Origin of the sequence: Flavobacterium hydatis, from assembly GCF_000737695.1 — a bacterium.
Lineage (GTDB): Bacteria > Bacteroidota > Bacteroidia > Flavobacteriales > Flavobacteriaceae > Flavobacterium > Flavobacterium hydatis.
Window position 1 is genome coordinate 60,947 of sequence record NZ_JPRM01000008.1, and the last position, 22,085, is coordinate 83,031.

A 22,085-nucleotide genomic window follows, 5' to 3' on the forward strand; every position below is an offset into this window, starting at 1 on the left:
AATTTCTGTTAACTTAATTATTTGTTATTCTCTAAATATTGACTTCCCAAAGTATATCCATTACCAACAAGGACTCTTACAATATTCATAGCGGTAATATCCTTACTCATTCTATATCCAATTGGATTACCTCTATTGTCAAAAGTGGCTTTAAAAACCTTATTATCAAACGTAATAAGTTCTTGATTTAAAAATTTATCATAGCCTGAAACCATAGCTGATTTAGCAAACCAAGTAGCAATTTTATAATTATCTAAATCCATAACTTCATACATTAACTCTCCATTAGTTGCTGGGGATGTCATTCTTATATAACCAATTCTTTTATCTAAAGGATCAGGGTTTTGCGCTTTTATGCTGTAAATAGTTCCTCCGTCATCAATTGTTAATTGATACTCGTTTACAGCTTTATTTATTTGATCTTTTTCATTTTGAATTCCTAAAAGCTTTTCAGAAACACCTGTTGCTTCTCCATTTATAAATTTTTCCACTGCTTCTGTATTTAAACCATCAATACTTAAATAGTTATGTTCCAGTAAGGCATTAACAACGCTCTTCTCATTATTAAAAGGATTAAACTTGCCATCTGTAAAAGCAATTTCATTGAATTTTCCTGTGGCTTCATTTTTTAGTTGCATGATAGGAATAGCAGGTACTGGTTCTACTTGCTTTAACTCAACAGTAACTGTGTAGCTTTTATCTAAATTTGATATTTTAAAAAGTGGTTTTTTGCCCTCTATATTTCCAATTGTTTTTTCATCCAGCTTTATTTCTCCTTTGGCAATCTTGATTTTTTGTGAGAAACCGCAAATGCTTATTAGCACAATTATTAGGGTCAAAATGTTTTTTTTCATGTGTGATTTTTTATTTCTATTCTCTTTGATAAATCCTTAAATTATTTTCACTATCTAACACTCCCAATTGTTTATTATTGGCCTGTGGTACATCAGTAAAAAACAGATACTTTTTTTCTTCTAATGGAGCATCATACCATATGACTTCAAGTTTTTCTGTATCAAAAATACCAACCGCTCTATTGACGACTTCCCCTTTATTTGAGCCAATAAAATAGAGTTTTTTATCTTCTGAATAGAATGCACTACGATTTATACGCCAGGATTGCTTTGGATTTTCTCCAAAATCTTTTTTTATTTCAATTTTAAAAGTGTCTAAATTCAACTCCCAGTAATATCTATACGATAAACTTTTAATAATTCCATTTTCATTATCTAAGTGAACATCCTTAACTAAAAAATTAAAATTTTCGATAGAATCAGGAACTAAACCCAATTCTTTACAAAGATCAATTTCATGTAACAAATTTCCTTTTTCAATATCAATTCCTATAATTTTTCGATTTGTAACCAGTATCCAAACTATTTTTTTATTAATTCCAATAAACGATATTAATTCTGTTTGCAATTCATCTCCTTCATCATTTATGAAAACCTTTAAACTTGATATTGAGAAGTTCCATAGTTGTCTATTGTCAAGATTACTAAAACCTGAAATATCTTTATCCTTATTAAATCCTATTATTATTCTTTCATCTTGTAATAAAAAATTACAATTATCAAATTTTTCGATCGCTTGTAAAATTTCACCATTATAGATATTAAAGACACCTATTTTCCAATCAAAGCTGTTAGAATTAATATTGTAAGAGTAATCATAACTAGCAAGTACCTTGTCATTGTCAAGAGTAAAAAGATAAGGTGAACAATTTAAGGTATGAATTATTCTATTTTCTAAATTAAGCAATTGATATTCGCCTTGATTATTATGAAAAAATATAATATTATTCTTTTGCCAAAAAGATTGACATTCGATATCATTTATTAAAATTTGACTTTCGTTATTATACAATTTAGAACTTTTACAGTAGTAAAATTTTTTATCATATACTTTAACACTTTTCACAGAGTCAACAATGTTTATTATCTTCATGATTATTGTACACTTATAAATTTGAAAAGAGAATCATCTCCTTTATCAATCCAATTCTTAAATATTAATTTAGCATTCTGCTTTGTTAAATTTGGAAATTCTGACGATTTCCACAATTTATCTTTCCAAGTTGAACTATTCCAGAATTCTTCAAACAGAGCATAATCATCTTTTTTAAAGACTCTCTGAAATTGCTCTTTTACAAATTTTTCGGGGTCAGCTACACCATCATTTAAAAGTTTTGTCTTATTTCCAATATATTGAAAAAGTTCTCCACTTTTTATATATCCTTTTAATTGATTCAAACTGCTTGTCCCTCCAAAAGATTCCCAACTACTTTTTGCGAAACTTTTAAATTCTATTAATTTTGTAACACCATCAAACAATTTTATATCAGCTTCAAATCGTTCTCCACTCAAATAGAAGCTTTCAAACTCTTGTACTTTGTTAGCAAAGGTTGCACCTTTATCTTTTAAATATTGCAACATAAATGCACCTCCATCTGCTTTATTGCTATGTGCGGCCATTTCGGTAAGTAATTTACTGAAACCATTTTTATCTTTATAATTTGTTATAGCAAAATCCAAATCATCAATAATTTCATCAAGATGTTTTATTCCTTTATTTGTTCCTTTTGTAGCACAAGTTCTGCATCTGGCTCCAGCAGCAGCTAATTTGTCATAAATTGTTTGAATTTTACTTAAATTATCCTCTACATATTTAGAATTATTTTTAAGCATTTTTGCTGTTGCTTCAAGAATACTCTCATCTATGCGCATTTGAGGTCTATTTACTATAAATTTCCACGCTTGTACAAGCTTAGTATTATCAATAAAATTCTTAAATAGTAGTGGTGCTTTTTCTAAGTCATCAATAAATAACCTTAGTTGATATACGTCACTAAAAGTATTGCTTTCTAGTAGCTTAACTAATTTTTCTCCATTTTGAGCTGTTTTTCCTAAAGCTGTTAATACTTTCTCCAGTCTTGAAGCATCAACGCCTAAATCAGTAAAACGTTTTAATAATTGCTCGTTTGCTGCTCCAAAAATTTGAGCAGAAATAGTAGCTGGATTTGCAGAACCTACGGATCCTGCTGAACCCATCAGTGTTATACGTTGATTCACTCCATTTACGGGATAGTCAATTCCGTCTGCTCCTGATGCTACTAAACGGTTCACATCTTCGAATGACATTTCTATATTAGGTAATTCAGTATTGTTAACAATTACCTTAACTCTAAAGAGTCCATTTTCTAATTGGGTTACGATATCACTGGTTGCGTTTTTTATCACAACACCAACTTTTCCTGACATTCCTTTTACAAATCTAAACGACATCCCTACATATCTAAATGGGTCTGTAAGTTTATCACACAGCTGTAGCGCTTTAAAAGTTGTTGAAGCTACTTTACTCATTATTCCGGCACCTGCCTCAACATCTCCAACACACATCACAATTATTGGTCCTACAATAGAACCTACAAATTCTGCTCCGACACATGGCTTTTTAGCATCAAATTGTCCAGCGACACCTTCTTTTAGTAAATACCAAACCTTACCAAAACTCAAGCCCTTACCATAAATAAGTATTTCCTTTCCAGTAGCATCTTTTTCAAACATTTCCATTTCTTCTATTTGAGTCAGGAACTTGCTGTTTGCTTCTCTACCTTTACTAGATAATGGTGATACTAATAATTTTGCTAAATCAGGAATTGATTTTACAACATCAATCAACCCATTATACATTCCGCAGAACAAAGCAAATTGTATTTGACTTGGGGTTCCATTTTCAAATACTTTATTAAATTCAGGATAAGCATCTGATAATTTATCTGCAATAACATCCTGAACTACTCCTGACAAAGAAATATAGCTAAATACTGTTGCATAAATGTCATTGTATTCTTTATCATTACAATCATATACAGAAGGCTTTATTTTTAGTTTGCCAACGCCACTACTCAGCATGTCAAACATGTCGTAATAAGCCGTAAAATATCCATCTACAGATTGATAGCCAAGGGCAATCATTTTTTCAAACAACGTTTTTTGCTTCCAATCTAAACTTGACTCCCATGATTTTAAAGCAACTGAAATATTTTCATCAAAACTACTTCCCGAGATGATTTGTTTAACTCTAATTTTGCCTTCATTGCTATATTCTAACCAAAATACTATCTCATCAGCCTTTATTTCTTCCTTTACATTATCTACATAGAAACTATTATCCTTATATACAACTCTGTTTGTTTTTTCTGATTCTGAAGTTAAAAGTATATGACCTTTTATCTTATGTGCTTGTCCAGTTATCCAGTTTTTAGAATTTCCAGACATTAGTGCTTCTAACTTATCTAAAACTTCTTTTTTAACTTCTCCTTTAATTAAGTTCTTAACAAATAACCCTTGACTATTTCCTGATCCTCCTTTTACCTCAGTCCAATTCTCTGTACTGGCGGCATCACTACACCCAACTAATTGCTTAGTCTTGGAGTTTATATATAGGCTTATAAATTCTTTAAGTGATTTTTTACTTGCTATGTAATCAGAAATTTTGATTGTTACATAGGTTGTTTTTCCACACTCTTGATCTCTATCAAAAAACAAATACAGCCATTTATCTTTAATAGAATTTAAATTTTTAGAAACATCTGTCAAGTCATAATTACTTTCATCATTTACATATTTACCACCTTTCCACCAATATTGTTTTCCTGCTAATATAAATCCAGGAAGTGTCCCCTCATTTGCTGTAGGATCATTATTTGAATATGTATTTTTATCAACTATTGTGCGATCTGTTCCAATAGTAAATATTTTGTAATCAGGACTTACCACATAACCACCAGCAAACTGCCCACTAGCTTGACTCTGAAAAGCATACAACTTAAATGCAGGATCATTAATTTGTTTCCAATCCTGATGATTTAAGATAGTTCCTGAACTATAATCCATTAAGAAATCGGTACCAGATTCTGAAGTCTTGTACTGCTCAAAAGGGTGTTCTAATTTAAAGATTCCATGACCTAATTCATGTGCAGGTGTTTTATCATTTGCTGAATTAAACACATATCCAAATTGTCCATTGAGTCTCATGTAACCTTGAATATTAGCACTTGAAGCTTTATCGGTTATAAACAACACATAACTATTAGCTGTACCTTGATACAACGCATTAATTTTTTGTTGCTCTGAGCTATAGGTCGATGTAAGTGTATTCTTTTCAGTCTGAATTTTATCGACAGTATCCGGAACTACACTATCAATTTTTAATCGGTCTTCTTTAGTGAAATTAATTTTCACCCCAACTTTATTATAAATTGCCTGCGTATTGGAAATAATTGCATCGAGCTTACTTTGCGAAATCGCGTAAGTAGGCACCAGCGCCACATTTACTTCTTTAGGAGAAATATGTACGAGCATAAAAGCCCCAATAACCTTCCATTTATTACCTTGTTTGATGGTGGCTAGTATTTCTTCTTCGGCATAACTCAGGTTTCCTTTTACCGTTAGTACAAAGACATTATCATTTCTTGTAAAGTTGATTTTGGCACCATTTTGGGTTTTAAAAACAATACTATCTGCTTTTACATTTGCATCAGTAATATTAACTGTAGCCAATAGAGTATCCGTATCACCATTTAAAACTGCTTTATAAGGCAAAGCAACGTCACCTACTTTTTTGTATAACTTTTGTAAAGCGGTAGCTGCGTTATTTGGCATTACATCAAAAGCATATTTACTTCCGTTTCCTGAAAAAGCAATCGAAATTCCTTTGGCAGTAAATGCTGTGGCCTGACCACTTTTATCTACACCATCGGTATTCTCGGGAGTTGGTTTTCCTCCCGCTGCGGGCTCTGTAGGTTGGTTACTTCCATTACCATCTTTGTCTACAGTATAAGTATTTCCTTTACTATCCGTAATTACAGTATCTTTCCCTCCTGGAATGGTTACTTGTTGTCCATCGTTACCATTTACAACAATATCTCCATTGGGATTAATAATAATGTCTTTGATCTCAAACGGAACAGTTTCTTCTATCTGCCCACCCTGACCTTCACCTGTGAAATCTTCTACATCGGTAACGTTTTTCCATTCGGGATTATAACTCGTTTCAACGATACCACTAATTAACTGATAATCGGTATTAACTACGATATTGTTAAATTCAACAGCAATTTTAGTATCTTTTAGATAAGGCACAATAATATAACCTCTCCCGGAGTAAGGACTATTCTCTCCTTTGAGTTCAAGAATAGTTACCGGAAAATCTCCAGCTTTAAATGTTTCGCTTTGGATTAAATTGGTAAGCGGTTTTTGATTCTGAATATTAATTTGGGGTATGATACCACAATTATAAGCAGGAACACCACTAGTTTCTGTTGGTGTTGTAAATGTACTGATTCCGGAATAGGTAAACGACTGAACACCATCAGTTGCAGGATCACAACTTGAACCAACTCTAAACTGATAGGTTAAACCTGGTTCTAAATTGGTGATTAAACTTTGCGTGTTTAAACTATTTGTCGAAAACCATTGCGCATTACGAACATTTTGTTTTTTATATTGTACCTGATAACGGGTGTGTTCAGGTACTCCTTCCCATGTGATTTTTACACTTTTAGAACTTTGAGATTCGCTTAACAAAAAGGTGGGAGCAGCACAGGAAGCAGTATATTTAAAAGAATAAATTTCACTATATCCATCATTTTTAAACACGGCGTTCTCTGAAAGTCCTGTCGTCGAAATTGCTCTTACGCGCCATGCATAACGCATTCCCGGTGTAAGAATAGGCATGCTTAAATTGTACAACAAAGCAGTTCCAAAAAGAGTTTCCTCATATAAAAGGGGAGACATCTGAAATGCAAACTGTGGATCTAGTGTAGGATCAATAAGCCTTTTTAATTCGAACTTATAGGAGATGTTAGTCGCATTCATCTGGCGCGGAGTCCAGGTAAACATAATATTCGGGAAATCGCTTGAAGCTATTTGCTCATTTTTCTGAGGCGTATTTAAAAGTGGTGGATCATTTAAAATCAAATATAGACTCGCACAGCTTTTTTGCGAAATTCTTTGATTAGTCATATAATCAAACATTTCAAAACAAAAACTATACATACCTTCTGGTAATCCGTTGGCATATTGTAAAGCTGTAATTCCTTGCAGGTTTTCTAACCTAAATAAGGCTCCAATATCAGTATTGGTTAAGGTCTGCAATTCGCCTCCATTGATAAAAATGGGGCGTTGTCCTACCATATAATCGTTGGTTTGTATATTGAGTCCGTTACCTTGTATGTACAATTTTAGACGCACCTGTCGTTGCGATATAGAGATATCGGTAGGGTTGATTAACAGACGCATTTTAGTATCCATACTGGTAGCGTAATCCGATAGTTTGATACTGTACGGGCTATTAAAAACAGGTGTTAACTGGACAGGGAAAAGTTGAGCGTATACATCCCCCCACCCCCCGAAGGGGGAGCACTGGATGAGTAAAATAAGTAAAAATATGTTTTTGAAAAAGTTCTTCATTTTCTAATAGATGATAATTTTTTTAACAAGTGTTTGTTGTTCTGTTTCAAGCACCAAAATATACATTCCAGACGGCAATGAAGTATTAAAATCGACTTCGTACTTTTTCTTTCCTGAATCTTTTTTCTGCGTGGTAAATTCTCCCGTAGTTGAAAACAGCCTTAAATTTATAGTACTATTATTCTCTAAAGTCACAATTGCTTTAAAGTTTCCGTTACTCGGATTAGGTGTTACAATAAAATCAATGATAAACTTAGAACCAGTAGCTGCATTAGGAAGCGTACTTCTTTTTTCTACTGTAATGTTTTTATTGTATGTGGCAAAGCAGTCTCCCTGTGTTTGTTGTAAACCTATTGTATAAATACCAGTAGCATCAAATTTAAGTGTAATATATTTTTCTTTTTGCTCTACAATGCTAACACCCTTAGGTAGTATCCAGTGGGTACTTTCTCCAAAAGGATTACTAGTATTTACCAAAATAACTTCTTCATCTGAGTATGCCTGAGAGCTGAGTAAAAACTCAGAACTGATTACCACCTGATTTGTTTTTATTATAATTTCGTCCTCTCCAATACAACCTAAAGCTGAAGTTACTTTTACAGTATAAGTTCCAGCTTTGGTTAAACTTACTTTTGCCTGATTTGATGTAAATCCATTTGTAGAACTCCAACTGTATTGTGCTTTATCATCTAATATTGTAGCATCTAGATCTAATACCTGATCGTTGCATAAAGTTCTGTCTTTTCCTAAATCAACCACAATTGGGTTTGGATCTTTTAAAATAAACTTCTTTTTGTAAACACAACAATCAGTGCAGGAAATAGTTACTTCATAATTTCCAGCTACCAGATTGTTTAGATCTTTGGTAGTAGCTCCTGTGTTCCATAAAAAACTATACGGTAAATTTCCACCTGTAACATTTAGTTCGATTGAACCATCATTACCACTATAACAAGTTGGATTTTTTACTGTTTCGGTAGTGAATATCCCTTTCGGATCACCTACAAAAATGCTCCCCTGAACAACACAGCCTTTTGCGTCGGTTGCAATTACAAAGTAGTTGTTTGTTGTGATATTTTCAATTCTTGCCGTCGTTTCACCATTTGTCCACTCATAGGTATAAGGCGGAGTTCCACCGGAAACGTGTGCTTCTGCCCAACCATCATCTCCATTGTTACAACTAGCATTCCCTTTCGTAAAAGCCAGATTTAGTTTTGCTGGTTCCGGCATATATTGAGTAACATCTACTTCTTTTACTAAAACATTATTGACATACGTTCCGAGTTTTATTCCGTTGGCATCTTCAATATTTAATGCATATGTTCCATCAGATAAGTTTTCGGCAGTTTCATCCTGATCGTTCCAAATGGTCCATGAACCATCCTTTTGCTGTTTCTTCCAGGTATAAAAATAGGGTAGTGCGTTATTTTTATCCGCCTTTAACTGAATTCCTCCCTTAACATGAGCCACTAAAATTCCATCCTGCGATTCATCTCTTTGGTTATCTTGTGGATTCGCATCGGTCTCGTTTCCAAATTCATTACTTACATTACACGAAATAGTACGAACTACTTCAAAAGTAACTTCAAGCGGATCCGGATCATCTAAAGCTGTAATTGAATTTGCCACCGTACAACTTATTTTATTTGTTGCAGCGTTATAATTAGCATCACGAACTGTTAGACTATAGGTTTCCTCAGGAAGCCCGTTTAGAGAGATCGTATAAACGCCATTACTAAAGCTCGTTGAGGTTGTAGTTTGTGTTATTCCTTTACTGTTTTTCCATTCAAACCAATAAGAGTTGTCTGAGGAAATTGTTCCACCTGTAACTTCCACTACAATTTTTCCATTGGTCGCTTTATAAAAAGTAGGATTAAAAACTTCTGTATATTTTATGGACAAGGGAGCTGCAGGTTGCAAGACAGTGACACTTTCCTGTGTTGTACATCCTTTAGCATCTGTAATAAACACCCAGTATTCGCCAGCTTTTAGAATAGTATTTTTATCAATATCTACTTCATTAGACCATTTATAATCATATGGAGGCGTTCCTCCCACGACATTTGCTGTAGCCCAACCGTCATTTCCGTCATTGCAAAAAACATTTCCATGCGTTATAGTCACAGATAATTTTGGAGGCTCCTGCATTAATTGTGTTACATCAATTTCCTGTGTGAGCACATTGTTGACATAAGTCCCTAACATGATTCCGTTTCTGTCTTTTATATTTAAAGCATAATTTCCATGAGAAAGGTTTGTAGCAGTTTCATCTGTAATGTTAGGCAAAGCTACCCAGGAACCATCTGCCTGTTGTTTTTTCCAATAAAAATAATACGGTAATCCATTGTTTGCAGAGGACGCCAGTGGAGTTCCTCCAGTTACATGAGCGACTAAAATACCATCTTGCGACTCATCACGCTGACCATCTTTAGGTGTCGTATCTTTATCATTGCCAAACTCATTACTTGTATTACAAGAAATAGTACGAACAATTTCAAAAAGAACTTTTAAAGGATCGGGTTCCGTCAATGCTACTTTTGACTCTAATATGGAACAATTAATAATTTGATTTGTACTCTCGCTATAATTTTTATCCTTAATCGTTAAAAAATAATTATCGGCAGGAACACCATTTAGAGTAATAGTATAAAATCCATCTTTTAATTCGGCAGTTGTAGTTTGTAGTACTCCTGTGGAGTTTTTCCATTGATAATAATATGATTTATCATCATTTGGTGTTCCTCCTGTTATCTTAGCTACAATTCTTCCGTTGGTGGCTCCTGAAAAAGTAGGAGTAAAAATTTCTATATACTCAATTGCGACAGGGAATTCAGGTTCACTTATTGCAATACTCCCTTTAGTAAAACAACCTTTTGCATCAATAACTTCAACAGTATAGGTACCTGCAGTTAAATGAGATATTTTATTAACGTCAATAATTCCTTCATCTGTATTGTACCAGGTATAGGTATAAGGACTGGATCCTCCTGTAACATTCGCTTGAGCCCAGCCATTATTGCCTACGTGACAAGAAACATTTCCAGAATTAAATGATAATTCCAATTTGGTAGGTTCTACCATTTCTTTTGTTGTTGGAATTGCTGTTACTAAATCGGTAGTATTATAAATTCCTTGTACTATGCCGTTAGCATCAATAATATTTAATGAATAGTTTCCTTGCGAAAGATTCTCAGCTGTTGCTGTTTTATGTTCTGACAATTCCTCCCATAACCCAGTTATAGTATTATATTTTGACCAAATAAAGGTATAGGGTAAACCATTATTTGCTGTTCCCGTAAATTGAATACCGCCGCTTACTGTTGCTTTTAAAATTCCGTCTGAGAATTTATTTACATCTGATTCTGAATTTTCAGTGTTACAAGAAATAGGTTGTGTTTCTTGTAAAGTAATTTTAATTTTTTCGGGCTGCGTTAATATTTGAGAGGACTCGATAATAGAACAGCCTTCTTTATTTATGGCGTTATTGTAATTTTTATCTTTTACAGTTAGTTTGTATTCTCCTTCAGGAGCATTTTCCAATGTAATATTGTATGTATTATCGGCAGAATTATATTGAGCTGTTGCAGGCATAACAACACCAATACTATTTTTCCATTCAAAACTATAGGATTTGTCATCATTAATAGTCCCACCAGATATGGCAGCAACTAATTTTCCGTTGGCCGCTCCGTAAAAAGTTGGATTATTTTTGAGGGTGTAGTTTATGTATACAGCATTCGCAGGTTGCTCGATTGTGACTGACTTTGATAATTCGGCTCCTAATTCAATTTTCCCATCAACCACTTTCTGAATTTTGGCAACACAGCCATTCATGTCTTTCACATTTATAGCATAACCAATAGATAGACCAGAAATGGGATATAAACCATTTATAGTATGAGTATTACTATTGGTATTGCTAAAAGGAATCCATGTGGTCCCATTGTCAACGGAATATTGATATCCTTTTCCTGTTCCACCTGATGCATTTATGGTTATTGTTCCGTCTTTACCGCCGTTGCATTTAACATTTGTTTTTGATAAATTAAAATCGACGGGACTAGGTGAACCAATTGTAAAATAAGTTTTGATTTCTGTCGGTACTCTTGTATTATAGCCATCATAAAATCCAATCAACTGAAACTCATAGTTACCTCGGGGCAAATTGTTTCTAGTCATAAATTTATCTCCATCCATAACGACAGTTCCATTTACGTCTACAGGTGTACCAGTATCTGCATTAATTAAAGTGTAATTTAATTTCTCCTGTGGTAATAGTGATTTATCAAATTGTATTTTCACACTACCATCCTTGCTTTCTAAATCATAGCAGCTTACATTAGCAGGAAGCGCAGATATTACTACAGGTGAGGTCTTTAAATATGTAAAAGGAATCTCGTTTGAATTCCAACTTTGGTGTGTTTTTTCTAATTCATCAGTATATGCTTCATTATAATGTGTAGTATAATTAGTAGCACAATTTTGAATACATTTAATCCAATTAGTAATTGGAAAACTTGGGCGACACTTACTGGTACATTCATTAACTTTGTAATACGCTTCTCTACGAGCATATCCTTTAGCCAGTTCACTTCCTGCATTACAATTCATATTTACCCAAACGTAAATAATTTTACCAAAATCCTCAGCTTTTAAAAAATCTTCACCCTTTATGTTTAGAACAGGCTTATTATTAAAAGCTGCCGGAATGTCTTTTTCAGGTCCGCTACCTACTCTAAACTTCCAATTGTAATAATTTGGAGTCAAATTATCGGGAAGTTCAATTTTCAAAACTCCAGTATCCCCCAAATATTGAGGCTCCGCTGGTTTATTAATAACAACAACAGGTTTAACGGTGACTGTTAATTCACGCAAATCACTTCCTGCATCAGCTTGATAAGATGAGAAACAAGTATTGGTAATCCTCACATTATCATAATTTCGGTTTGGTCCGCCATTACAACCAAAAGTAGTTTCCCAACGAACTATTTTATGGAACTCTAAATTAACAATAGGATTATTTTTAGTAAAAGTTTCTTCATGATCTACTGGTTGATAAATTTTTCTTCCTTGAAACAGATTAGAATGATTCCCATCCTGATAAGTTGCTCTGATATAAATTAATCCATCAATATCTCCGCATCCGTCACTATCTCTACTTTGATAACCTACAACATTTAACTTATATTTGGTGTCCCCAACTAAATTAATCTGTCCATATCCAAATACAGAAACCAATAAAATTAACAATAAGTAAAACTTCTTCATAGGCTTAATATATAACTGTTAGGGTTTCGACTTTTGAAGGGCTATCATTTTCTAAATTAGGAATTAAATGATATTCATATTCCGAGTTTATATTTAAATTTTTATCTTCTATAGTAAAAACAGTACCATTTAATTCTTTCCATAATGTTGGCGGCGTACCTTTTACATTTTTATAAATACTCAAACTGATTACTTTGTCCTTACTTTTATTATAATTCCATGTCAGGACTATTTTTTTACTCTCTCGATCAGGCAGTCCTTGCAAAAATGTAATTATTTTTACAGGTGTAAAATCCAAAATTTGTACCGTTATTATAGAATGATCTAATGATGACCACAGATTGCTTTTGTCCCTCGCGAGAATAGCGTATTGATATGTTTTTTTGTTCTCTATCCTGTCATCTGTATATTCCTGAATGGTATCATTTATTTGTTTAATCTCCAGCCACTTTTCCTGTCCTTTTTCTCTCCTTCTTAGACTATATCCTACTACATCTTCACTATAACTGCGTATCCATTTTAGATGTACTTTACCATCTTTATTGTCGTAATCTTTAAAAATAGGTGCAGCAGGTGGAATTTTATCAGGTTTATCTAAAATTAAAATATCGGATGGTTCTGAAATATTAAATCTCATATCCTCCGCAGCAATTCTATAATACACTTTATTATTTGTCATTTTCAGACTCACACTATCTTTGTAATCATTGCCTACATAGGACTTATGATAAATGTCTACAAATTCTTCACCAGTAGTATTGGCTTTTAAAATTCGGTATCCACGTAAATCTTTTTCCTGATTTGGTTTCCATTTCAATCGAACTACTCCAAGACTATCAATTACACCTTCAAGTCCTATCGGCTTTGCCGGTGGTATAGAATCTACAGGCTGAACCAACATACTCTGAGATGTTAAGCGCTGATTATTCTTACCCACAACAGATATGGTAAAATAATTAGATGGAAATAAATTATCTTTATAATTGAGTTTTCTTTCCGATGTAGGAATCATTTTAGAAACTACTTTATAGGGACCTTTATCATTATCCGCTAGGTTAATTTCATAGCCCTGAATGAAACCTTCTGAGGCTGCAGGAAACTCCCATTCCAAATTAACTTCATTGGAGTTTACAATATTATAATCCACAAGTCTTGCAGCGGTAACGATAGCATCCACTCCAGTTGCAGTAATTGGTTTCGTTAATTCTCCTTTTTCTCCAAATGAAGTTATACCGTATAATCTATATTGATATGTTTTATCGTTTATACTAAGCGTATCAATATAATACATGGTTTTAGATGGATGCTCGTCTTTATCATTCAGGTTAACTAAAGGTGTAGTGGCTATTGGAGTATAATTAATTCCATCAGAAGATTTTTCGACCATATAAGACGTATAGATTCTCTTGAAGGTTTCGTAATCCCAGGAAAGCAGTACTTTTTTATCATCTGGAATCGCAATAAAATCTGTTGGAGGGGGTAAAACAGTAAAGTCTTTTAAACCTATCATATAAGAAGATTTTTTAACCTTTGGGCTTTCAAAAACACTTACCTGATAAGCATAGACTTCATCCTTTTTTACGTTGTTGTCTACAAATCCCCAACCCGCTTTTACAGCACCAGTAAAACTCATATCGGCTGCATATAAAGCAAAAGTATACCGTTGGTCCAGTTCATCAGCCATACTTACTATTTTAGCAAGTTCGCCTTCTTTGGCACCAGTTATTTCAAAACTTTCTCCATATATCGATTGCGCTATAATCGCCGCATTATTATCTTTTTGTGCTAAGTCAAGCCATGAATCCAAAGGTTCAGGAAGAAGTGGTTTTGGCGTAAGTACTATTTTTTCGGGTTTAGGCAAAACATTCCCGTCTCGTAGTACTGTAGTTCTGGTAATTACAAATCCTTTTTTATTTGCTTTTTGCCATTCTATTGGAGAATTAATAGCCCAACGGATCAAAATCTTATCTTTTTGAGCTCTGGCATTGACCATGACAGTAGCCTCTTTACTTTGACTATAACCTAATGAACACGTAATAATTAATAAGAAAAGTAATTTTATCTTCAACATTCTATGGGTTTATTTAAAAAGCTACAAAACTAACTTTTTAATATTTAATTAATAATATTTTACGCCAAAAATTGCCCGAAATAGAAAGGTTTTGAAGCCTTTGGATAGAGAAAAATTTCTGTTTAGCAAAGTCGATTATTGAATTTACTTTTCTATTCTAAAATTTCAATAAATTGGATTTTTGTTGATGTAAAAAAAATCAGACAAATGTATATGGCTTTTTAGCCCTTTGCAATACCCACTTTTAGTGATTTTTGCGAATTTGATATTTTAACGTGGTAAATTTGGATAACTTTCTTTTATTCAGTATTATATAATATACAAACCCAATAATTATATATTTTAAAAATTACACGAAGATAGCTTTGAATTTTAAAGTAAATCCCCATAATAAGCCATATTAATGCCATAATAAGGTTTTGTGATAGATGATTGAGTTAATTAGTATAAATAGCATATAATTTAAACTTAAATTATTTCAATATATTAAACAAACCATTAGTTTTGCTGCCTTAATTTAATATAAAATATAATGAAAGATTTAGTATCAAAAATCAATGCAGAATTTGAAATATTCAAAACAGAATCTGAGTCACTAATTGAGAAAGGTGTTAAAGCAGCTGGTACTAGAGCTCGTAAATCAAGTTTAGAACTTGAGAAACTATTCAAAGAATTTAGAAAAGTTTCCGTAGAAGCTGCAAAAAAATAATTTGATTAAAATAAATAAACCCTACTTAGATTATTTAAGTGGGGTTGCTTTTTTTGGTTTCCCTTTTTTTAGGTAATTATTTTTTAACTTTAGTAAGTTGGTCAACTGTTATAATTCTGTATGTGTATGAGTTTACCGTAATTCTAATGTCATTTTCAGTATTTGAAACGTAGTAGTTTTTGCCATTTTTATGAAAGTAATCTTCTTGAGTTTCTTTTATGATATCAAAAAGCATTGTTTCAATTTCAGATTTTGAAAAATTACTATTTAGTTTTTTGTTTATTCTGTCATAAACTAGCTCAGTGTAACAAAGGTTATTCAAAATTGCAGTTTTACTTATAATCATTTTGTTATTTGATTTTTAGTTATAGATTTAGTATAATTAATTTTACTAAATCGTACTATTGTGTTGCACCCTTAAAGCTTGTATTTTTCATTAACTTTTTCTGAGTATTTTTTCAAGTGGACTAATATCAAGTCTATTTCTTTTCTAGTTTTATTCTGGGTTTCAAATAGCAGCTCTGTTGTTAACCTGTATCCTTCTGTGTTTTCCTTGATATTAATTCCTAAAAGTGTTCTTTGATTTCCCCAAAAGATATTATGCAAAGCTGCAATATTTAAGATGTTATCATAGTAATCTGGAAATCTTGAAAGTACAATGCTTTTTAAACGAATTAATTTTTCTAATTCGTTTTCATATATAGTATCAGATTCTTCAGGTGTTAATTTTTTTGTGGATTCAATTAAACTTTTTGTTAATGATATATTGTGTTCAAAGTAGCTTAACAATTGATGAATCTCTTCAACAGTTTTCATTAAATATTCTCTGTAGTTTTTAGCTTCTTCAAACTCTCTATTTTCTATTGCAGTTTTCAGATCGTTTTTATATTTCAAAGTATCCCTCTTGGTTTGAGATTTATTATTAAAAAATGTTGTTATGATGGGAATTGCTGCCCCAGTCACTAATAGCAGTATAAAGTGATTTATATCGGACAAATCCATATTAATAGTTTTTTTGTAGAAATAATTTGAAGGTAAATTGTACTAGCCTACAGTATATTGAATAAGAAGAAAATACTTACATATTTTTCCTGCTAAAATTCAAATTAGTTATTATACTAAACCGCGTTTGAATGCCAGAATATCCGAATCTTTTAAAGAATCAAATATTTTCTCAAAATCACTAAGTGAAGACCCCATAGCTTTTAAAATGAGAATTAGCGTTGAAGAACTTGGGATTGATTTTGCATTGAAAGTATCTGAAACGGTAGCTTTACGAATATCAGCAGCCGTAGCTATATCATTATAGCTTTGTGGAACAGCGTCTTTACCTTTGCTTTGCAAAAGCTTGCGTAGACTAATTGTAATCCTGAATTTTATATTTTCTTCTAAAGCTTTTTTCACAAATGCAATTAACGATAACTTAAATAAAATATCGGTACGGTTTGTAGTACCGATATTTTTTATTATATTTGACTTGATTACTAACAAATTAGTATTCATTTTATTAAATTTGCGATTCTTCATATAAAATATTTGAAGCATTCGCTTTGAATCTTGCATTAAAAAACTGGAAATTTTTAAGCGCGCAGGGTGATAAGTGTAAATGCTCACGCCATATTATATTGGCGTGGGCTCACTTATATGCGCGCGGGTCGTTCCAGTACCTTTAATGCATAATAAGTCGAGAACTACCCACGCCTTTATTATTTATTGGTTAATCTTCTACTTTTATTCTTAGCGCACTTCATTCTTTCATGGTTTCGCAATTATTTATTATCTAACAAATAAACTTGCATGCCTATGATTCAACAAAAGTGGTAGTCGATACCATAACTCCACCTAACTTAACACATAAAAAATGGCCCTCTACTTCGTCACCAAACTAGTATAGAGGACCGTAGCAAACAAAACAAACGTTTTACTTAACTAACCCAATATTATGAATAATTATTCATTTTACAAGGGTAGTAAGGCTCTTTATTGCCTGATTTTTTTCGGGTGTTTCTTGTCTTTTACCCCTGTTTTAGCAATGAGTTCCCTGCGGCAACTGCAGTCCAACTCCCAACAAAATCTGGTACATGGTACCATTACTGATGGTACTAATCCTCTACCTGGCGTGACCATTGCCCTAAAGAACAAAACTAATTCGGGCACGATTTCTGATTACAACGGGCAGTATAATATCGCTGCTGCTGTTTCAGATACTTTAATAGTTTCCTTTATTGGTTTCAAAACGGCCCTGGTCCCCATAAAAGGACGGCAAACCATAAACATAGCTTTAGAGTACGATACCATGGCACTGCAAGAAGTCCGAATCAACGCAGGCTACTATACAGTAAAGGAAAGCGAGCGTACGGGCAGTATTTCCAGAATCACTGCCAAAGACATCGAAACCCAACCTGTAACGAATGTTCTAGCCACTTTACAAGGACGTATGGCTGGTGTAAATGTAACCCAAACCACAGGAGTTCCTGGTGGAGGATTCGAAATCCAGATACGAGGACAAAACAGCATACGCCCCGAAGGAAATAATCCTCTATATATTATAGATGGTGTACCCTATGCCTCAGATCCTATTGGTTACAACCAAACTTCCACAATCTTTCCTACTGTAACGAGTCCATTAAACAGTATCAATCCAGATGCAATAGAAAGTATTGAAATACTCAAAGATGCAGACGCAACGGCTATTTATGGTTCACGTGGAGCCAATGGTGTAGTGCTCATTACTACTAAAAAGGGAAAGGAGGGAAAAACAAAGTTTACCCTTACTGCATCATCTGGTGCTGGAACAGTAACCAAATTCATGAAACTTATGGATACCAAGCAGTATCTTGCCATGCGTCGTCAGGCATTTGTTAATGATAAGATTGCTACGTATCCTTCCAACGCATACGACATCAATGGAACATGGGATCAAAATAGGCACACCGATTGGCAAAAGGAACTTATTGGAGGTACGGCTGTCATTACTGATTTACAAGGAACAATCACAGGTGGTTCACAGTATACCCAATTTCTCTTCAGCGGGAATTATAATACCCAATCTACAGTATTTCCTGGTAACTTTTTGTATAAAAAAGGAGGTTCTCAATTCAGTCTTAACCATCAGTCAGTAGATGGCAAATTTCTTTTGGTATTGTCATTAGGTTATACTGCACAAAATAACAACCAGCCCGCTAGTGATCTTACCAATGATTCTCGTTCTATTGTTCCCAATGCCCCATCGCTCTATGATATAGCTGGGAATCTCAATTGGGAGAACGGAACATGGGACAATCCACTAAGGAACTTGCCAGCTGAATTTAAATTCAAAACCAAAGACTTACTTGCAAATACGATTTTGTCATATGAAATTATACCTGATTTGGTGGTTAAAAGTAGTTTTGGTTATACCGATTTGAATCATGTGGAGAGTCGTACCAATCCTTCTACTGTTTACAATCCCTCTTTGGGATACACCAGCGCCAATTCAAGTTTATTTCTTAACAACACCAATAGGAATTCATGGATTATTGAACCACAGATTAATTGGGAAAAGAAATTTGGTGGAGGTAAATTTGGAATTCTCTTAGGAGGAACTTTCCAACAACAGACGACTTCCAAATTATTCCAGTCTGGAACTGGGTTTAGTTCCAATAGTCTAATCAATGACCTTGCATCGGCTGCTACTAAGCAAGTGCTTCTAAGTGATGAAACCATTTATAAATACCAAGCTTTTTTTGGTAGAATCAATTACAATTGGCACGACCGTTACATCGTAAACCTAACTGCAAGACGTGATGGGTCGAGTCGTTTTGGTCCAGGGAATCGATATGCAAATTTTGGAGCAGTTGGTGTTGCTTGGTTATTTTCCAATGAAAACTTTTTAAAAAACAATTCCTGGTTTAGCTTCGGGAAGCTTCGTGGTAGTTATGGAACGACAGGAAGTGATCAAATTGGGGACTATCAATTTTTGAACACTTACAACTCCTCAGGAATTAATTATCAGAATATTATAGGACTACAGCCCACTCGTTTATTTAATCCTGGCTTTGGATGGGAAGTCAATAAAAAAATGGAAGTTGCTTTAGAACTAGGTTTTTTAGCAGACAGATTTTTTGTCACTAGTGCTTGGTATCAAAACCGCTCTTCAAATCAACTTGTTGGTATTCCTCTTCCAGGAACTACAGGTTTTACTCTACTTCAAGCTAATCTGGATGCAACGGTAGAAAATACAGGATTAGAGTTTACACTGCGGACGGTTAATTTTTCTACCGCGCATTTTAATTGGATCACTAGTCTTAACTTGAGTATTTCTCGCAATGAACTTGTTAGTTTTCCTAATTTAAAAAGTTCGACCTATAGAAATACATACCGTATCGGAGAACCACTAAATATTCAATTAGGGTACAAATACATTGGACTTGATCCCATAACAGGGGTATATCAGTTTCAAGACCAAAATAATGATGGAGTACTGTCCTCTCCCGATGATAGGCAAACTGTAATGAATCTTAATCCCGATTATTTTGGAGGATTGCAAAATCAATTGCGTTATAAACACTGGAAACTGGATTTTCTTTTCCAATTTGTAAAACAACTCAATAGAAGTTATAGCGGGATTCCTGGATTGATGTATAATCAACCAGAAAGAATAATCAATAGTTGGCAACAAACAGGAGATTTGGGACCTTATCAACTCTATACTGCAGGATATAATGCTGCTGCTATGACCGCTCAATCACGCTATACGACAAGTGATGCTTCTATAGTAGACGCTTCGTACGTACGACTTAAAACAGTTGCAATAAGCTATGACATTCCTTTAAATTTAAAAACGGTACAATGCACGGTAACCTTACAAGGACAAAATCTCTTGACTTTTACTCCTTATAAAGATGGAGATCCTGAATTTAAGAGCAGTGGTTATCTTCCTCCTTTAAAAGTTATTACCGCCGGAATTCAACTAACTTTTTAACCTATAACGTATGAAAACGATATCTAAAAAAAAGAACAAGTACTGGAGTATAGTTAAAAAAATATTTTTTTTAAACTTTGTCTTCTCCATGCCAGCCTGCGACTCCTTTCTAGAGGTAGATCTTCCAAAATCACAGCTTACCAATACAACAGTATTTCAGGATTATACCACTGCCAATGCAGCAATGGCAGATGTCTACGCTAAAATTAGAGATAAAGGACTTCTCACAGGAACCCAATTTGGACTTTCAAACCAATTAGGGAACTATACCGATGAACTTACTTTTTATGGAACTCCAACAAGTGCTACTTCGGGATTTTACACCAATGTAATTTTGCCTTCCAATAGCACAGTAACACTATTTTGGAATAACTCATACAATCAAATTTATGCTGCTAATGCAGTATTGGAAGGAGTTCGGTCATCAACGTTCAGTACACAAGAAAAGGTACAACTAGAGGGAGAGGCACTCTTTGTACGCGCATTACTTCATTTTTATTTGTTACAACTCTTTGGAGACATTCCATATATCCAAACTACGGATTTCAGAGCTAATAGTATCATAACGAAGACGCCAAGTGATCAGGTCTATGAACATATTATAACTGATTTAAAAACGGCAGAAGGCTTACTGTTACCTTCTTATCCCAATATAGAAAGAATACGTCCAAATTCTTTTGTAGCAAAGGCTCTTTTAGCAAGGGTTTATCTCTATAGAGGTGCGTGGGAGGATGCCAACAAAATGGCTACAGCATTATTAGAAAACAATTCATTATATGTTTTCGAAAATACGCTCAGTAAGGTGTTCTTAAAAAATTCCACAGAGACTATTTGGCAATTTATGCCTTCCGTTGCAGGGAAAAATACAGACGAGGGTGTTCTTTTTATTTTTACTTCAGGACCACCGACACTAGTATCGCTAAGTGAATTACTTATGAATTCTTTTACAGCAACCGATTTACGTAAAACTACATGGACTACTATGGTAAGTAAAGGAACTTTAACATGGTACTATGCTTCTAAATACAAAGAACCCAAAGTATCTTCTACTTCAAAGGAATATTCTATAGTGTTACGTCTGACTGAGCAATATCTTATACGAGCTGAAGCCAGGGCAGTACTAGGGAATCTTATCGGAGCCAAAGAAGATTTGAATAAAATAAGAAAACGTGCAGGACTCTCAGATACAGTAGCAAACACAAAAGAAGAAATACTAACAGCAATACTCGAAGAAAGAAGAAAAGAGTTTTTTACAGAATATGGGCATCGCTTTTTTGATCTCAAACGTATGGGGAAACTTGATACTGTTTTGTCCATAAAACCCGGTTGGAACACAACAGATGGTCTTTTGCCTATTCCAGAGAATGAACTTACGCTCAATCCAAATCTCAAACCTCAAAACCCTGGTTATTAAATTTTAAAACGAGTTATAAAACCAAATACTAAAATGAAAATATTATCCAAAATAACCTCAACATTGCCATGGCGAAAGCCATCCTTTTTTTTAGTTTTTATTTTGCAATTAGTCGCCTGCTCTCTCTGGGGGCAGGTAGTGCAAAAAAAGACCTTAACAGTAGAGGATTACCCAAAGTGGGGGCA

At 33.8% G+C, this 22,085-nt stretch carries 11 protein-coding genes; 3 read left to right on the forward strand and 8 right to left on the reverse strand.

Annotation, left to right across the window (positions count from 1 at the left end; translation table 11 throughout):
• Positions 1 to 17: 17 nt before the first annotated feature.
• The 5 genes from IW20_RS07115 to IW20_RS07135 form a co-directional block, all read right to left on the reverse strand.
• The gene (locus IW20_RS07115; RefSeq protein WP_035620346.1) at positions 18 to 854 is read right to left on the reverse strand and encodes a hypothetical protein; all 837 of its coding nucleotides are present in this window, start codon (positions 852 to 854) and stop codon (positions 18 to 20) included.
• A gap of 16 nt (positions 855 to 870) precedes the next feature.
• A complete protein-coding gene (locus IW20_RS07120) occupies positions 871 to 1,947 on the reverse strand; it encodes a hypothetical protein (RefSeq protein WP_035620349.1) in 1,077 nt (358 codons plus the stop codon).
• A gap of 2 nt (positions 1,948 to 1,949) precedes the next feature.
• The gene (locus tag IW20_RS07125; protein ID WP_035620352.1) at positions 1,950 to 7,316 is read right to left on the reverse strand and encodes a fibronectin type III domain-containing protein; all 5,367 of its coding nucleotides are present in this window, start codon (positions 7,314 to 7,316) and stop codon (positions 1,950 to 1,952) included.
• A 162-nt stretch (positions 7,317 to 7,478) separates the two neighbouring features.
• Positions 7,479 to 12,743, reverse strand: a complete 5,265-nt coding sequence (locus tag IW20_RS07130) for a T9SS type A sorting domain-containing protein (RefSeq protein WP_081912445.1) — start codon at positions 12,741 to 12,743, stop codon at positions 7,479 to 7,481.
• A gap of 4 nt (positions 12,744 to 12,747) precedes the next feature.
• Positions 12,748 to 14,814: a fibronectin type III domain-containing protein gene (locus tag IW20_RS07135; protein ID WP_035620359.1), complete on the reverse strand. Its 2,067-nt coding sequence runs from the start codon at positions 14,812 to 14,814 to the stop codon at positions 12,748 to 12,750.
• Positions 14,815 to 15,346: 532 nt separating this feature from the next.
• Here IW20_RS07135 and IW20_RS07140 point away from each other — a divergent pair.
• Positions 15,347 to 15,523, forward strand: coding sequence for a histone H1 (locus IW20_RS07140; protein ID WP_035620362.1), 177 nt, complete (start codon positions 15,347 to 15,349; stop codon positions 15,521 to 15,523).
• A 76-nt stretch (positions 15,524 to 15,599) separates the two neighbouring features.
• Here the strand turns inward: IW20_RS07140 and IW20_RS07145 are convergent, their stop codons facing one another.
• The 3 genes from IW20_RS07145 to IW20_RS07155 form a co-directional block, all read right to left on the reverse strand.
• Positions 15,600 to 15,869 (reverse strand): DUF3781 domain-containing protein, encoded by a 270-nt coding sequence (locus IW20_RS07145; protein ID WP_051885618.1) that lies wholly within the window; start codon positions 15,867 to 15,869, stop codon positions 15,600 to 15,602.
• A gap of 71 nt (positions 15,870 to 15,940) precedes the next feature.
• Positions 15,941 to 16,525 carry a hypothetical protein gene (locus tag IW20_RS07150; RefSeq protein ID WP_035620365.1) on the reverse strand — a complete coding sequence of 195 codons (585 nt, stop codon included), beginning with the start codon at positions 16,523 to 16,525 and terminating at the stop codon, positions 15,941 to 15,943.
• Between the two features lie 111 nt (positions 16,526 to 16,636).
• Positions 16,637 to 17,050, reverse strand: a complete 414-nt coding sequence (locus tag IW20_RS07155; protein WP_165571410.1) for a helix-turn-helix domain-containing protein — start codon at positions 17,048 to 17,050, stop codon at positions 16,637 to 16,639.
• A 505-nt stretch (positions 17,051 to 17,555) separates the two neighbouring features.
• Between IW20_RS07155 and IW20_RS07160 the strand changes: the two genes are divergently transcribed.
• Together IW20_RS07160 and IW20_RS07165 are read left to right on the forward strand one after the other, a co-directional pair.
• Positions 17,556 to 20,486, forward strand: coding sequence for a SusC/RagA family TonB-linked outer membrane protein (locus tag IW20_RS07160; RefSeq protein WP_316930620.1), 2,931 nt, complete (start codon positions 17,556 to 17,558; stop codon positions 20,484 to 20,486).
• An 88-nt stretch (positions 20,487 to 20,574) separates the two neighbouring features.
• On the forward strand, positions 20,575 to 21,900 hold the full coding sequence (locus tag IW20_RS07165; RefSeq protein ID WP_240478465.1) for a RagB/SusD family nutrient uptake outer membrane protein: 1,326 nt from the start codon (positions 20,575 to 20,577) through the stop codon (positions 21,898 to 21,900).
• Positions 21,901 to 22,085 lie beyond the last annotated feature (185 nt).